This window comes from Enterobacter wuhouensis, from assembly GCF_035835995.1.
GTDB lineage: Bacteria > Pseudomonadota > Gammaproteobacteria > Enterobacterales > Enterobacteriaceae > Enterobacter > Enterobacter wuhouensis.
Genome location: NZ_CP142124.1, coordinates 626,541 through 640,914 on the forward strand (window position 1 = coordinate 626,541; position 14,374 = coordinate 640,914).

The 14,374-nt window shown below is 46.5% G+C and carries 12 protein-coding genes; 10 read left to right on the plus strand and 2 right to left on the minus strand.

Annotation, left to right across the window (positions count from 1 at the left end):
* Nucleotides 1-4 precede the first annotated feature (4 nt).
* The 9 genes from VPX56_RS03050 to VPX56_RS03090 all read left to right on the plus strand — a co-directional run bounded on the left by VPX56_RS03050 (nucleotide 5) and on the right by VPX56_RS03090 (nucleotide 11,623).
* On the plus strand, nucleotides 5-1,528 hold the full coding sequence (locus tag VPX56_RS03050; protein ID WP_326469786.1) for a type I restriction-modification system subunit M: 1,524 nt from the start codon (nucleotides 5-7) through the stop codon (nucleotides 1,526-1,528).
* Nucleotides 1,518-2,780 (plus strand): restriction endonuclease subunit S, encoded by a 1,263-nt coding sequence (locus VPX56_RS03055; RefSeq protein ID WP_326469788.1) that lies wholly within the window; start codon nucleotides 1,518-1,520, stop codon nucleotides 2,778-2,780. The genes VPX56_RS03050 and VPX56_RS03055 overlap by 11 nt, the downstream gene beginning before the upstream one ends.
* Nucleotides 2,777-3,823, plus strand: coding sequence for a virulence RhuM family protein (locus VPX56_RS03060; protein WP_326469790.1), 1,047 nt, complete (start codon nucleotides 2,777-2,779; stop codon nucleotides 3,821-3,823). The genes VPX56_RS03055 and VPX56_RS03060 overlap by 4 nt, the downstream gene beginning before the upstream one ends.
* Complete coding sequence (locus tag VPX56_RS03065) at nucleotides 3,820-7,098, plus strand: type I restriction endonuclease subunit R (protein WP_326469792.1); 3,279 nt, start codon at nucleotides 3,820-3,822, stop codon at nucleotides 7,096-7,098. Before VPX56_RS03060 ends, VPX56_RS03065 begins: the two co-directional genes overlap by 4 nt.
* 18 nt (nucleotides 7,099-7,116) lie before the next feature.
* The gene (locus VPX56_RS03070; protein WP_096982822.1) at nucleotides 7,117-7,836 is read left to right on the plus strand and encodes a M48 family metallopeptidase; all 720 of its coding nucleotides are present in this window, start codon (nucleotides 7,117-7,119) and stop codon (nucleotides 7,834-7,836) included.
* Between the two features lie 57 nt (nucleotides 7,837-7,893).
* On the plus strand, nucleotides 7,894-8,523 hold the full coding sequence (locus VPX56_RS03075; protein WP_326469794.1) for a hypothetical protein: 630 nt from the start codon (nucleotides 7,894-7,896) through the stop codon (nucleotides 8,521-8,523).
* 575 nt (nucleotides 8,524-9,098) lie between these two features.
* Entirely contained in the window at nucleotides 9,099-9,782 is a 684-nt protein-coding gene (locus tag VPX56_RS03080; RefSeq protein WP_110146077.1) for a WYL domain-containing protein, read from the plus strand.
* A 38-nt stretch (nucleotides 9,783-9,820) separates the two neighbouring features.
* Nucleotides 9,821-10,825: a GTPase family protein gene (locus tag VPX56_RS03085; RefSeq protein WP_326469797.1), complete on the plus strand. Its 1,005-nt coding sequence runs from the start codon at nucleotides 9,821-9,823 to the stop codon at nucleotides 10,823-10,825.
* A 12-nt stretch (nucleotides 10,826-10,837) separates the two neighbouring features.
* Nucleotides 10,838-11,623: a hypothetical protein gene (locus VPX56_RS03090; protein ID WP_326469799.1), complete on the plus strand. Its 786-nt coding sequence runs from the start codon at nucleotides 10,838-10,840 to the stop codon at nucleotides 11,621-11,623.
* A gap of 216 nt (nucleotides 11,624-11,839) precedes the next feature.
* On the opposite strand, the gene VPX56_RS03095 is transcribed toward VPX56_RS03090, so the two are convergent.
* Nucleotides 11,840-12,058, minus strand: a complete 219-nt coding sequence (locus tag VPX56_RS03095) for a helix-turn-helix transcriptional regulator (RefSeq protein WP_326469801.1) — start codon at nucleotides 12,056-12,058, stop codon at nucleotides 11,840-11,842.
* A gap of 94 nt (nucleotides 12,059-12,152) precedes the next feature.
* Nucleotides 12,153-12,800, minus strand: coding sequence for a YagK/YfjJ domain-containing protein (locus VPX56_RS03100; protein WP_326469802.1), 648 nt, complete (start codon nucleotides 12,798-12,800; stop codon nucleotides 12,153-12,155).
* A gap of 544 nt (nucleotides 12,801-13,344) precedes the next feature.
* On the opposite strand from VPX56_RS03100, the gene VPX56_RS03105 reads away from it, so the two are divergent.
* Entirely contained in the window at nucleotides 13,345-14,301 is a 957-nt protein-coding gene (locus VPX56_RS03105) for a hypothetical protein (protein ID WP_326469804.1), read from the plus strand.
* Nucleotides 14,302-14,374: the final 73 nt, after the last annotated feature.

Sequence of the window (14,374 nt, forward strand, 5' to 3'; positions counted from 1 at the left end):
TGTTATGAGCAATATGATCGATCAAGACCGCATCAACCGCGTGCTATGGGGCGTATGTGACACTTTCCGTGGCACCATCAGCCCTGATACTTACAAAGATTTCATTCTTACTATGCTGTTTCTGAAGTACATCTCGGATGTCTGGCAGGATCACTATGATGGCTACAAAGCCCAGTATGGCGATGAACCAGAGCTGATTGAAGAGATGATGAAGAATGAACGCTTTGTGCTTCCGCGCAATGCCAGCTTTTATGCACTTTATGCTCGTCGCAATGAGCCAGGTAACGGTGAACGCATCGATCAGGCATTGCACGCAATCGAGGAAGCCAATGGAACTAAGCTCAAAGATGGCGGCAAAAGCGTGTTCCAGGACATTTCTTTTAACACTGACAAGTTGGGCGAAGAAAAACAAAAGAATTCTATTCTTAAGCAGTTGCTTGAAGACTTTACTGACCCTGAGTTGAATTTAAAACCAAGCCGCGTTGGCGGTCTGGATGTAATTGGTAATGCTTACGAATACTTAATCGGTAGATTCGCTGCTAACAGCGGCCAGAAAGCAGGTGAGTACTACACGCCACCTGAAGTGTCAGATCTGCTTGCGGAGTTGCTTGACCCACAGCCAGGGGAATCTATCTGCGATCCAACCTGTGGTTCTGCTTCACTACTGATGAAGTGTGGTAAGTGGGTGGCTCAACAGCACCATAGCAAGAACTATGAGCTTTACGGACAGGAAGCAATAGGTTCAACCTGGTCGCTGGCTAAAATGAACATGTTTCTGCACGGCGAGGATAACCATAAAATCGAATGGGGTGACACGATCCGCAACCCCAAATTGCTCGATAAAAATGCCAATCTGATGCTGTTTGATGTGGTTACCGCTAACCCACCTTTCTCACTGGAGAAGTGGGGAATTGATGATGTATCTGATGATCATTTTGGTCGGTTCCGCCGCGGTCTGCCGCCTAAGACTAAGGGCGACTATGCGTTTATCCTGCATATGATCGAAACTATGAAGCCGAAAACTGGACGCATGGGCGTTGTGGTTCCCCACGGTGTACTATTCCGTGGTTCTAGCGAAGGTAGAATCCGTCAGAAGCTGATAGACGAAAATCTTCTCGATGCGGTGATTGGTTTGCCAGAAAAGTTGTTTTTCGGTACAGGTATACCTGCGGCAATCCTGATATTTAAAAAGAGTAAAGTGGACGATAACGTGTTGTTTATCGACGCCAGTCGTGAGTTTAAGGCGGGTAAAAACCAGAACCAGCTAAGCCCGGAGAATATTGTCACAATCGTTAAAACCTATCGCGAGGGTGATAACGTCGATAAATACGCTTATCTCGCTAGTCTACAAGAGATTCGTGACAACGATTACAATCTAAATATCCCTCGTTATGTCGATACCTTTGAAGAAGAGGAGGAGATTGACCTGATGGCGATCCACACTGAGCGCAAGCAATTGCAAACACAATTTGCGGCACTAGAAGTGGAAATGGCAAAATATCTGGAGGAGTTGGGTTATGGTGAATAAATCTGCTCACTCAGATTTGGAGTTAATGCAAGCACGAATAAAAATGGTTCCAAGTGGTTGGGTATTTTCTTATGTTGGTAGGGTATTCTCTATTAAGAATAATCTGCGTAAGCCTATCAGTGAGGATGTGCGAGCTAAGAATGTTGGAAAATACCCTTATTTTGGTCCTACAAAAATCCAAGGATATATAGACTCTTATGAGCAAGATGGAAGCTATGCTTTAATTGGTGAGGACGGTGACCATTTTCTAAAATATGAAAATCAATCAATGACTCAACTAATTGATGGTAGGTGCACAGTTAATAATCATGCTCATATCATTGAGGGGACGAGTATAGCGACTCGGGAGTGGTTTTATTATTACTTTATGCACCGTGACATATTTAGTTTTTTATCTCGTCAGGGGGCTGGCCGGTACAAGTTAAATAAAGCATCTTTAGAAAAGATACCTCTTATTATTCCTCCGTTCGGAGAGCAAAAGAAAATAGCTCAAATCCTTTCTGCTTGGGATAAGGCGATCGCCACTACTGAAAAATTGCTAATAAACAGTCAGAGGCAGAAAAATGCACTTATGCAGCAAATACTTATTGGGAAGAGACGTTTTCTTAAAAAAAACAAGGATTGCACATACAAAAATACTAAGTATGGGAAACTTCCATCCGATTGGGATTACGTTGCACTCAAAGATATCTGCTACCAAGTTTCAGAGAGGAATAACTCTGCTAATGATTATCCTGTACTATCTTGCTCAAAATACGATGGTTTTGTCGATTCATTAAGATATTTTAAGAAAAAAGTATATAGCGATGACACATCTGGATATCGCGTAATTCCTTTTGGGGCTTTTGGATTCCCATCTAATCATATAGAAGAAGGTTCAATCGGTCTCCAAACACTATATGATTTTGGACTGGTTAGTCCTATATACGTGGTGTTTAAGGCTAATGATAAAAAAGTGAATAATGAGTATCTGTATGCGTTGTTGAAAACGGAGCATTATCGTCAAATTTTCAGTGCTGCAACTAACGCATCTGTCGACAGACGAGGCAGCCTGCGTTGGAAAGAGTTCAGTATGATTCATGTACCACTCCCCTCGCGAGACGAACAAGATAAAATTGCTTTAACTATCAAGGTTGCAAGTTCAGAAATTGCTGTAATTCAGAAGAAACTAGAATATTTAAAACAAGAAAAAAAAGCCCTGATGCAGCAACTGCTCACCGGTAAACGCCGGGTTAAGGTGGACGCCGCATGACTGATAATAACTTACCTCAACCACCAGCAGGTGAATTCCTGCTGTTCCAAAGCGAAGATGGTCGTGCACGCGTTGAGTGCCGCTTTCAGTCAGATACGCTTTGGCTTACTCAGGCATCCATGGCTGAGCTATATGATAAAGATGTGCGCACCATTAACGAGCACCTGATCAACATCTTTTCAGAAGGCGAACTTGGTCAAAATTCAACTATCCGGAAATTCCGGATAGTTCGCCAGGAAGGAAAACGTCAGGTTTCCAGAGAGATAGAGCACTACAGCCTTGAAGCCATATTGGCCGTAGGCTATCGCGTTCGCTCAGTCCGGGGGACTCAGTTCCGTCAGTGGGCTACGCAAACCCTGCAGGAATACCTGATTAAAGGGTTTGTGATGGATGACGAGCGATTGAAGAATCCGCCCGTCGGCTCTTCTGTTGTTCCCGACTACTTTGACGAGATGCTGGAACGCATCCGCGATATTCGTGCCAGCGAGCGGCGAGTCTATCTGCGGGTACGGGAAATTTTCGCGCTGGCCGCTGACTACCAGCCGTCTCTTAAAGAGACGACTCTTTTCTTTCAAACCATCCAGAATAAGCTGCACTTTGCCTGCACCGGGCGTACAGCCGCTGAGCTAATCCACCAGCGGGCAGATGCCAGCCAACCTCATATGGGGCTCACCAGCTATAAAGGCAATGACGTGCGAAAAGGCGATGTCACAGTCGCTAAAAACTACCTGACCCAGAAAGAGGTCAGTGAGCTGAACCGTGTGGTGAATATGTGGCTGGACTATGCCGAAGATCAGGCACTGCGCCGCCAGCAGGTCTTTTTGCAGGACTGGCAGGAGAAACTGGATCAGTTCTTGCAGTTCAACGACCGTCATGTGCTCCAGGGCGGGGGCACTGTCAGTAAGAAAATGGCAGATGAAAAAGCTCAGGGTGAATATGCACGATTTGCAGAGCAGCGGCGTTTGTTAAAAGAGGCCGAGGGTGAAAAGGATATTACCGAGCTACTGAACTGGAAAGCCGATAAAGATAAGGGAACATCATGAGCATGCAAATCGCGCCAAAATTCCAGGAAGAGTACAGCGCCAAGCTCCCGGCGCTGGCTCTCTTGAGTAATTTAGGCTGGACCTATATTTCACCTCAGCAAGCCTTGTTTGCGCGAGCAGGCAAGGCAGATCAGGTGGTCTTGAACCAGATTTTGCGTGAACAGTTAGCCAAGAGGACGTTTATCTTTGCCGGTAAAGAGCATGCCATTTCTGACAAAGCGATTGATAGCCTGATTGCCGAAGTTAACAGCCCGGCATTAAACCAGGGGGTGATTACCGCCAATGAGCACTTGTACAACCATCTGTTGTACGGCATCTCCGTGACGGAATTTATCGATGGCAAACGGGCGAACCCGACTATCTCGCTAATCGACTGGAACAACCCGCAGAACAACAGCTTTGTTTTCACCGAAGAGTTCAGCGTGACACGTGCTAACGGCATTGAGGCGCGCAGGCCCGATATTGTCTGCTTTGTGAATGGTATTCCGCTGGTCGTTATCGAGGCTAAGCGTCCGGACGGCAACGCTAAAAAAGGACCGACTATTGATGAAGGGATCTCCCAAAGCCTGCGTAACCAGCGTCATGATGAAATTCCGCGACTGTTTGCCTACAGCCAGATCTTACTGTCGATAAACGGCCATGATGGGCGTTACGGTACTTGCGGAACACCGACCAAATTTTGGGCGACATGGCGGGAAGAAGATATCTCCGACTTGGAGATGCTTGCCATCAAAAACCGCAAGCTCACAGCACAGCAGATTGATTCAATCTTCAGCCACCGTCCGGTTGCCTGCCTGGAATGGTATCAAAATCTGATTGTAGCAGGTGATTTGGCTATAACGGGCCAGGACCAGCTGCTTATCAGTCTGCTGTTACCCGAGCGCCTGCTGGATATGGTTCGCTTCTTCACGCTGTTTGATAAGAAAGCCGGTAAGGTCATTGCCCGATATCAGCAGGTATTCAGTATCAAACGGCTGCTACAGCGTATCGAAACGAAGAACCCTGATGGCAGCCGCAACGGTGGGGTTATCTGGCATACCACAGGTTCAGGTAAGTCACTGACGATGGTTTTCCTGAGCAAAGCGCTGATTCTGAGTGAAACTCTCAAGCAGTGCCGCATCGTCGTTGTGACCGATCGCGTCGATTTGGAAAACCAGCTCAGTCGCACCTTTATCTCAACCGGAGAACTGGCCGGTAAAAGGGATAAAACCGATGCCATCGCCACCTCTGGCAAACGTCTGGCCGAACAAATAGGCAAGGGTACTGAGCGCATTCTCTTCTCGTTGATTCAGAAATTTAACACGGCCACCCGCCTGCCCGAGTGTGTGAATACCAGTCCCGATATCATTGTGCTGATTGATGAAGGCCACCGTAGCCATGGCGGTGAGAGTCATCAACGTATGAAGCTGGCTCTACCCAACGCAGCCTTTGTTGCTTTCACCGGTACGCCGTTGCTGAAAGATGATAAGACCACGAATAAATTTGGTCCCATCGTTCATGCTTACACCATGCAGCGTGCGGTGGAGGACAAGACCGTCACTCCACTTCTCTACGAGGAGCGCCCGCCCGAGCTGAACGTGAATGAACGAGCGATAGATAGCTGGTTTGACCGTATCACCGAAGGATTAACGGAAAAACAAAAAGCCGACTTGAAGCGTAAGTTTGCTAATAAAGGGCAGGTCTATAATGCTGACGATCGCATCCACCTTATTGCACTGGATATCGCCAACCATTTTGTCAAAAACATCGACGATGGCTTGAAGGGGCAACTCGCCTGTGACAGTAAAGCAGCAGCGATCAAATACAAAAAGTATCTTGATGAAGCCGGGCTGTTTGAGTCTGCCGTGGTGATCAGTTCGCCTGACACGCGTGAAGGGAATACCGAGGTGGATGAATCTGGTATCCCTGATGTGACCAAATGGTGGCAGGATAACGTCGGCTCTCAGGATGAGCAGGTTTACACGCGTAATGTCATTGAGCGTTTTGATAAAGATGATTCGCTGAAGCTACTTATTGTGGTCGATAAGTTACTTACCGGATTTGATGAACCCAAAAACGCCGTGCTTTACATCGATAAGCCTCTTAAGGGGCATAACCTGATTCAGGCCATAGCCCGTGTTAACCGCCTTCATCCTAAGAAAAAATTTGGTCTGTTAATCGATTATCGGGGCATCCTCAAAGAGTTGGATACCACCATTGAGGATTACCAAAAGTTGGCATCACGCACGCAGGGCGGGTTTGATATTGACGATCTGGTGGGGCTGTACGGCCAGATGAGTACGGAGTACAAGCGCCTTCCCCAGCTGTATAAAAATCTGTGGGCGATTTTCGCAGGTGTAAAAAACAAAAACGATATTGAGCAGCTCCGTCAGGTGCTGGTGCCGCGCACGGAAGAAAAGCATGGCGAAATGGTTGATGTGCATCTTAAAGTCCGTGAGGACTTTTATGAGGCACTCACGCAGTTTGCCAGCTGCCTGAAAGTGGCGTTGCAGTCAGCTACCTTCTTTGAGGATAAGAGTTTCAGCGAAGATGATCGCCAGCACTACAAAGAGACGCTGAGGCAATTTACCAGCTTGCGCCAGCTGGTGAAGCAGGATGCTGGTGAGACAGTAGATTATGATCAGTACACTGAACAGGTTAAAAAGCTGCTGGATAAACACGTTGTTGGCGTAGAAGTCCGCGAGCCTGATGGAGTGTATGAAGTCAGCAAAATGGGACAACGGCCCGAAGAGTGGAGCGAGGATAAAACTCGCAACGAAACGGATATTATCAAAACCCGCGTAACCCGCATGATTGAGCAGGATTTACGTGATGATCCTTATGCTCAGGAAGCCTTCTCGAAGTTACTGCGTCTGGCTATTGAAGAGGCGGAAAAACTGTTTGATCACCCTCTCAAGCAGTACATGCTATTTCGTGAGTTTGAGGAGCAAGTACAGGAACGGCGGCTGAACGAAATACCCGACGTATTTGCTGGTAATCACCATGCACAGGCTTACTTCGGCGTGTACAAAAAAGTACTGCCGGAGGTTTTTACCATTACCGATTCTCAGGTTATCGATAAGTGGGTGAAGCTTGCTTTTGAAGTAGACCAGGCTGTTGATATCTCAGTGGTTGAGAACTCGATCAATCCGCAAAATATCGAGGCTGATATTCGCAAGAAGCTTCTACCGATGATGTTTAAAGAATGTAAGGCAATAGGTGGCGGAATGGATCAGGCGAAAAAGATTGTGGAAATGATCGTCCAGATTACCCGCGTAGGGCTGAGCGGAGTCTAAATTGTGTGTGAAAGAGCAATGAGCTTCATTTACGGTGATGAACGCATTACTTTCGAGTGTAAACCCCGACCGTTGGTGAATGGGCGCATTCTGATAAAAGTTCACCCTGACTGTCGGGTTGTAGTATCCGCGCCGCAGGATACCGATGACCAACAGGTTCTGAATGCCGTTGAAAAGCGTGGGCGCTGGATCTATCAGCAGCTACGGGACTTCCGTAAGCAGCTGGAATATATAACTCCACGACAGTATATCAGCGGTGAGAGTCACTATTACCTGGGCAAACAGTACATGCTTAAGGTGATAGTGGCTCCCTCTGAGGCACAGGGCGTAAAAATGTTGCGTGGCAAGCTGGAAGTCACCTTACGCCATAAGAGCGCTGAAAAGGTTCTGCAGTTGCTGACTGACTGGTATAAGGCTCGAGCCCGCGAAGTCTTCGCCAAGAGGCTGAACGCTATGCTGGAGCAAGCGTTATGGGTCAGTGACTCACCGCCATTGCGCATTCTTACCATGCAGACTCAGTGGGGAAGTTGTTCCCCCAATGGAAGGGTGACCCTGAATCCCAATCTGGTAAAGGCCCCGCGTGAGTGTATCGATTACGTTATCTTGCATGAACTCTGCCATCTGGCCGAGCATAACCATAGCGAACGCTTCTACCGGCTCATGGGGCAGGTAATGCCTGACTGGGAGAAGACCAAGAAGCGTTTGGATGGGATGGCTGGGATGATAATGACAAGCTAAACATAATGGCGTGCGATGCTTCAATCCTGCAGCATCCATCGCTTGAGGGAGGAGAATATGGAAAAAATCATATGTGCTCTGTGTAATACCGCAGTCGAGGTGACGGTGCTGTCCAGTCATTTGCTAACCAATCATGGCTGGAAGATGGCACCTCATCTTGCTAAGCCGGTAGCTGAGGCACCGCTTATTGCCCGTCAAACCTGCAAATGTCCAGTATGTAACGTCTCTTTCAAGGACGCAAAAAGATTAGAAAAGCATATAAATAAAGCCCATTCAGAAAGACCAAGCTCTTCTCCCATCAGTAGTAATCCTTCAAAGAAAAACAGTGTAACGACAATTTCCTATCAATGGGCGATAACTCAACCGCTAGATAAAAAATACTCCGCTGTAGTAGAGAAATTTGTTACTGAAAAAACGTTATCTGAAATTGAAAAAGAAATAGTGACCATCGTGAATGGCTATGATGCGGCGGATACTTCCAGACAGAGTTTGATGTCAGGGCGGCTCATTCTGCTTGCCCATGCCAAGAAAAGACTTGCTGCAAAAAGCAAATCTAGCAAAAAAAAGAAAGTAACGGCAAAGGGTAAAAAAACCAGAAATGCCACTTCTCGAGACATCATGGACCAATACATTGGCGGACGCAGGATTGTTGTCTCCGGCGGTTTACCTTCCTTAGGGAAAAGGTGATGAGGTTATTTCTCTGATAAATATAATTATTTCAGTTAAATTTAACTACTAGCATTCGGTTAGATAATCAGGCAGGAAGGAAAGCGCATGACTGCGAGCAATGAACTGATCCTCAGGAAAATAAGCGACCTGATGAAACAGCGGTTTTTCATATCCTTTTACCAGTGAGGATACCGCTGAAGGCAATCCCCCGCCCAGACCAGGTATCTAAGTCCAGTAACCGCAACTCGTGATAGTTCTACACGGTTGTATCATTTCCACGCGAATGGTACACGTTATCACTGCACGGATATTTATTTGGTTTATAACTATTTTCAGAACTAAATCATTTTCGTGAGCAGCAGATATTCTCTTTCTTACAATGCGGAATGCGACAGGTTGTGTCGTTTTTTTGATGATACCTCCGCATTGGAATCAACCAATTAACTTACATTTCATAATGTTAGGTAGCTGCAGTTACCCCCACCATTTTTTCAATCCACCGCCCTTTGGTACGACATAACGTGTCGAACCAGTACGTCATAATCTCCCATATCAATATCTGGTTATTTTGGGAGTTCAGGACTGTTCTCACCATGAAAACACAACATGATCATTATGACCGCCTGTCCGTCAGGTTATCGGTCATTATCAGCCGATTGTTGGCTGGTCAATCCTTAGAGTTGAAAGTGCTGGCAAATGAGTTTGGTGTTTCAGAGCGCACTCTACAGCGGGATTTTCAGCAGCGTCTAATCCATCTGGATCTTGAACATTCCAGTGGCTGCTATCGACTTATGCGGCGAACGGGTCGAGAGCATTTACCCAATACCTTTGCGTTTATCCTCAACTCTGGCATTTCGGGGATCATTCCGGCTCAGAACCGCAGACTAATCCGGCTGATTACCAGCAGCTCTGGTGGCTCTCCATGTCTAATCGGGCATGGAGGGCTGCCATCGCCAATCACGCAGACCACCTGTTTTCTGGAGCTGGCTGAAGCTATCCGTGACTACCGGGCCGTCACGCTATTAGTCAATGGTAAGAGCTACGAAGGAGTGGCTCCTCGCCGCCTGATCTTCCAGTCCAGAAACTGGTTTCTTGTGGCTACTCGAGCGAGAAAGCTACAGGTGTTTCGCATGGAAGACGTTAACGCTGTGACTGTACTTGACACCTCTTTTCGCAGAAAGCCTGAACTTGATGCGCTCACCGCCAGTGAGGAGTTTATTTCGGCTCTTCCTCACTTTCGTTTCATCAGCGACGTTATTCACACCTTCAGAGAGTAACTGGCAACGTTCATTTCAACATAAGCAAGGAGACCTTTATGGATGACCCGGTAAAGGGGGAAGGGCGGATGATTACTGATGCTAATGGCATAACCAGAAGAGAAGAGGGGATTTCAGGGGTATGGGGCAATATGTTTAATGATAGCAATGCGATAAAAGCCGACAGCACGCCGCTCATACCTGACATTAGGGATATTCTCGATGTTTTCCCTCAGTCACTGCGGGAAAACCTGGTTAACAAAATCAGTGAAGCTATCGATTATGAACCCGTGATTGGCGTTATGGGAAAAACCGGTTCCGGAAAGAGCAGCGTGTGTAATGCGTTGTTTCAGGGAGAGGTGTGTGCGGTCAGCGACGTTGAGGCCTGTACACGGGAGGCTCAGGAGCTGCGCATACGCTTCGGTAAACGTTCGCTGAAAATAATTGATATCCCTGGCGTCGGTGAGAATGCCCGGCGGGATAAAGAGTATGAAGATTTATACCGCACTTTGCTTCCCTCTCTGGATCTCATCCTCTGGGTGATAAAAGGCGACGATCGGGCCTTTTCTGCGGATGAGCATTTCTACAACAATGTCCTGCTCCCTGCCGGTGGGGGGGAGCGCGTTTTGTTCGTCCTAAACCAGGTGGATAAAATCGAGCCCTTCCGGGAGTGGGATACACACCTGCATCAGCCGTCCCCGGCACAGCGTATCAACATCGAAAAGAAAGAAGCCTACATTACTGAACGATTTGGCTTTACGCACTATCCGGTTATCCCCATTTCCGCCGATGAGGGCTACAACATCCTTCGTCTGGTCGAAACGATGATCCGTGCTTTGCCCGATCGGGCTAAAAGCAGCACAGCCTCGCAGTTTAAGGAAGAGTACAAAACCGATGACGTAAAGACGGAGGCGAAAGGCGGCTTTGCCAGCGTGATCTCCGGGATACTTGACGACGTTATTGATTCCGTTCCGTTACCAAAGCCCGTCAAAGAGCTTGCCCGTAAGGGTAAGGATAAAGTCATTGAGTGGGCGGGTAATGTCTGGGACCATTTTTTTGGATAAGGAAAATATGTAATGAGACCACTGATTATTCCTGCATTGTTTATAGCGTTATTTGCTACCCAGTCTGCTCATGCAGACGGAGGCTACGACTTGCAATGCATGCTTGAAAACGGCGAGCAAATGACGCTTAGTCATGCCAGTCATACTGTTTATATCAGTTTTGAAAAGCCCGGTGGTGATTCCGAAGAGGGAGGTTCAGTCATTAAACTGGACATTCCTTCCGGTGAGGCGAAGCAAACTGTCATCGCTAAATCAGAGGCGGGAACCGCTTCTTTCACGCTGCGCGGAGAAAGTGACGATATCGAAGGCGCTGTTGCTGTCAATTATTCGGAATATGATGGTACAGGCGATGCTTATTACACGGCCATGAATTCACTTGGGCAGGAAACCAGCACGGTATCCTGCAAACCGGGTACGATTAGCGTTTCCAGGAGCCTCCTTCAGAACGGTATTAATGGCGTGGGTAGCCAGCAGGCTAATAAACCTGCATCCTCTCAGCAACAGCAGGTACAGCAATCCACGACGCCACCGTTTAAAGTGCAGTTTGGCAGCGCCGTCAGCAATGAAGGCTGGAAAACTAAATATGGCGTTATTCAGCTCACTATCACTGATGACAACATGGTACTGAAATCCATTCGGGTTAACCGGGGGAACTGTAAAATGGAGAGCGTTGGTAACAGAACTCTGCCAGCCAAATATCAATTCGGTGATGTGGCCACGTTCAAATATATGAAATGTGACCGTATTATCGAAGCCACTATTGTTACCGAATCCGGTAGCTGGACCTTTAATCATTAAATTTACCTGTGGTTAGCCTGGGGGATAGAGTGGCAATAATCCGACACTTCTCCCCCTTTTAATTATGTTTAACCCTGCTGAAATGCCATTCATTTCATTACCACAGCATTACTTAGAAAATAACGTGCAGCAACAGCCCTGCCAGACGTATTACTGACATAGTGCGTAGTTGGTTAAAGTTTACGGATAAGCCGTGTGGAGGTGGCCTCAGGGACATTACTGGCGGGATTCTTCAATACGTTCTGTCAGCCAGTGCCTGACTTCACTTTCCCGCCAGCGGGAACTGCGGCCAAACTTGATGGGTCTCGGGAACAGACCATCCTTAATCAGCTTGTAGAACCACTTATCGGTTAAGCCCGTGAAGGTGGTGATGAAGACCATATCCACCAGCCTGTCATTCATCAGGTCGTTGTCGGGAGTCGGAAGATTGTTCATGACGATTGTCCTTCTGTCTTTGAGTGGGTAAAAGACAGGAGCCGCAGAACTAACCTGTTGATTTAAGGTCATGTTGCGTGCTCCGTCATTACAATCACTTCTCCGGTAATAAATTACTTTTCGCTTTGGCCTTAAACTGGCTACAGCCAAAATTACGCTCACCGTCGTCATTTTCTTTGGAGCGTTTTTTAGCGATATAGCAGATCCTCGTCAGGTAATTCTTATAATCCGGAGTATCAGTTCCTTCTCTGCGGTTTAACTCAAACACCCCCGCCAGCCAAAAACGAACGTTCTCCTTTGTTCCGTTTCTTAGCTTCAAAGCGTGGAACCATGCTTTGACAGACATCATCAGCAAAAAACCTCTTGCCTTCCCATCAAGATCCATTTTTAACATCATGCCTGTGAACACTTCACGGTTAACCAGCAGCACCAGGTGATAATGCTTGTTGCCATTAATCTCACCGAACTCTCTGGCCCATGCGTAATACACCGGGCAAGGGTATATGCGTTTACCTTCCCTGCTGCGTTTATTCATATAAGCGGCAATCTGCGCTTTCAGTGAGGCAATAAAACGGGTTATCACCGCAGATTCGTGACCTTTATGCTGGTTATGCTGCGGCAGGTATAAATCCAGCCCGAAGGCTAATACACGGGCATGCTTATTCATTACGAAGGCTGTCAGGTCTTCCAGACGCTGCATATGGTAGGCATTCTTCTCGCGGTTACTTTCTTTGCGTATCATTTCCGGGCTCTCATGCTTTGGGTGATATATCCATGAGTGCCTCAGTAACTTTTAATGCAGGTACAGGACGAGCAAAGAAAACACTGCCTCACACTATTACTGGCTTTAGCCTCTGATGGTAGCAAACTCCCTTTCCTGACGGTGCTATACCCCCTTCCCGATGATTCTCTGTATACCCTGTATCTGTAAGGTTCTGTTCATACTGTAGAGAGCAACAATAAACATATAATTGGTACCGGCAGTAAAGAATCACTGATATCGCCACCTGTCACCTCGTATACCCCTGCGGTATCGGGTTTCTGGCTGTTATTACTCCCCTTCATTCGGTCTAAAACCACTCTTAAGTTATCCCGGCACGCTGACTATGGGGCTATTTCTTGCTCTGGTTTGCGGATGAACATTTTACTGTCACTCATTTCACCATGCCGGGTATTGCCAAAAGCGGTTGCTTTTGCATGGAATACTTCTTTGATTTAAAGCAGTTTTTAAAAAGGTGCAGCACTGTTAAAATCTAAAAAATGCTGCACCTTATAAGGAATGTGTGATGGTAAGTAAAAAAAGGATAACGGTTAACCTTTCCTATCCTGAACTTCATCAGATGATAGTGGGTCTGGCGAAGAGAACGGGTAGTAGTAGTTCAGCTGTGATTCAGGACATGATTTTGGATGCCTTGAAGTACAGGATGGAAAACGATTCACTTTTACCTTCAGGTAAACTGGTGGCGAATAAAAATCTGGTGCCGGAAAAGGTTTTCAATGCAGGTTTTGAAATCAATAATTTGACTATAGATGGAATAGTCAGGGGAGCAACCGATGCGTTTCATCGTTTGTTTCAAAGAGATAGTTTTATTGAAACGCTTCCTTACATCATGTTTAGTGACGTGCCAAAGCCTGCGGAAGCGATAAACAAGAGGGATATACTCAGAAGAGTAATTGCATACCTACAGACAAAACTTCATGTCCCTAATAATAGTGAATTCAAACCGGCGTTATTTTTATTTTTCATCGGAAAGGTAACAATAAAATATAGACAGCACACCGCTGATGGCCTCGAAGTGAAAATTGATTATTCATGCAAGGTGATTCCTGTACATACTAAAAGATCAAACGACGATGAAGCGCTTTTGTTCGATCTGAACAACATTAAGTACAGAACATTTCATGACATGGCCAAAAATGGATGGAACAGAAAAAAACATTCACACCAGTTGTATATTAATGGGCTGGAGGGCATGCGCGGGGGCGGTTTTTTTGTCGGGGTTTTGTATGAGCCGCAATCACCAGATGAACTGGCTACCCCATCAGAGGGAGACTTTATTAGCAGCACAGGTCTCAAATATCGATTTTTTAGTCACCCATCAACGGTTAAAATCATAAAGGATCATTTTCCGAAATCAGTCACTATTGACCCGAATGGAACCACCTATACAGTAAAAGAAAAAACTATACAAGATTTGGACACGCTCAACCGGGCTATCAGGAAGCAGAATGCTGGCTGGTAATATTTAAATTACAGTCGTTTTTATCTCTGTATTATCCGTGTGATCTCACCCGAATTTAACACAATCTTTTTTC

Bases quoted from the DNA above. Each gene is read 5' to 3' on its own strand.
- VPX56_RS03050 (WP_326469786.1), top strand. From the start codon at position 5: ATGAGCAATATGATCGATCAAGACCGCATCAACCGCGTGCTATGGGGC.
- VPX56_RS03080 (WP_110146077.1), top strand. From the start codon at position 9,099: ATGAAAACACAACATGATCATTATGACCGCCTGTCCGTCAGGTTATCG.
- VPX56_RS03055 (WP_326469788.1), top strand. From the start codon at position 1,518: ATGGTGAATAAATCTGCTCACTCAGATTTGGAGTTAATGCAAGCACGA.
- VPX56_RS03100 (WP_326469802.1), bottom strand. From the start codon at position 12,800: ATGATACGCAAAGAAAGTAACCGCGAGAAGAATGCCTACCATATGCAG.
- VPX56_RS03095 (WP_326469801.1), bottom strand. From the start codon at position 12,058: ATGAACAATCTTCCGACTCCCGACAACGACCTGATGAATGACAGGCTG.
- VPX56_RS03060 (WP_326469790.1), top strand. From the start codon at position 2,777: ATGACTGATAATAACTTACCTCAACCACCAGCAGGTGAATTCCTGCTG.
- VPX56_RS03090 (WP_326469799.1), top strand. From the start codon at position 10,838: ATGAGACCACTGATTATTCCTGCATTGTTTATAGCGTTATTTGCTACC.
- VPX56_RS03105 (WP_326469804.1), top strand. From the start codon at position 13,345: ATGGTAAGTAAAAAAAGGATAACGGTTAACCTTTCCTATCCTGAACTT.
- VPX56_RS03075 (WP_326469794.1), top strand. From the start codon at position 7,894: ATGGAAAAAATCATATGTGCTCTGTGTAATACCGCAGTCGAGGTGACG.
- VPX56_RS03085 (WP_326469797.1), top strand. From the start codon at position 9,821: ATGGATGACCCGGTAAAGGGGGAAGGGCGGATGATTACTGATGCTAAT.
- VPX56_RS03065 (WP_326469792.1), top strand. From the start codon at position 3,820: ATGAGCATGCAAATCGCGCCAAAATTCCAGGAAGAGTACAGCGCCAAG.
- VPX56_RS03070 (WP_096982822.1), top strand. From the start codon at position 7,117: ATGAGCTTCATTTACGGTGATGAACGCATTACTTTCGAGTGTAAACCC.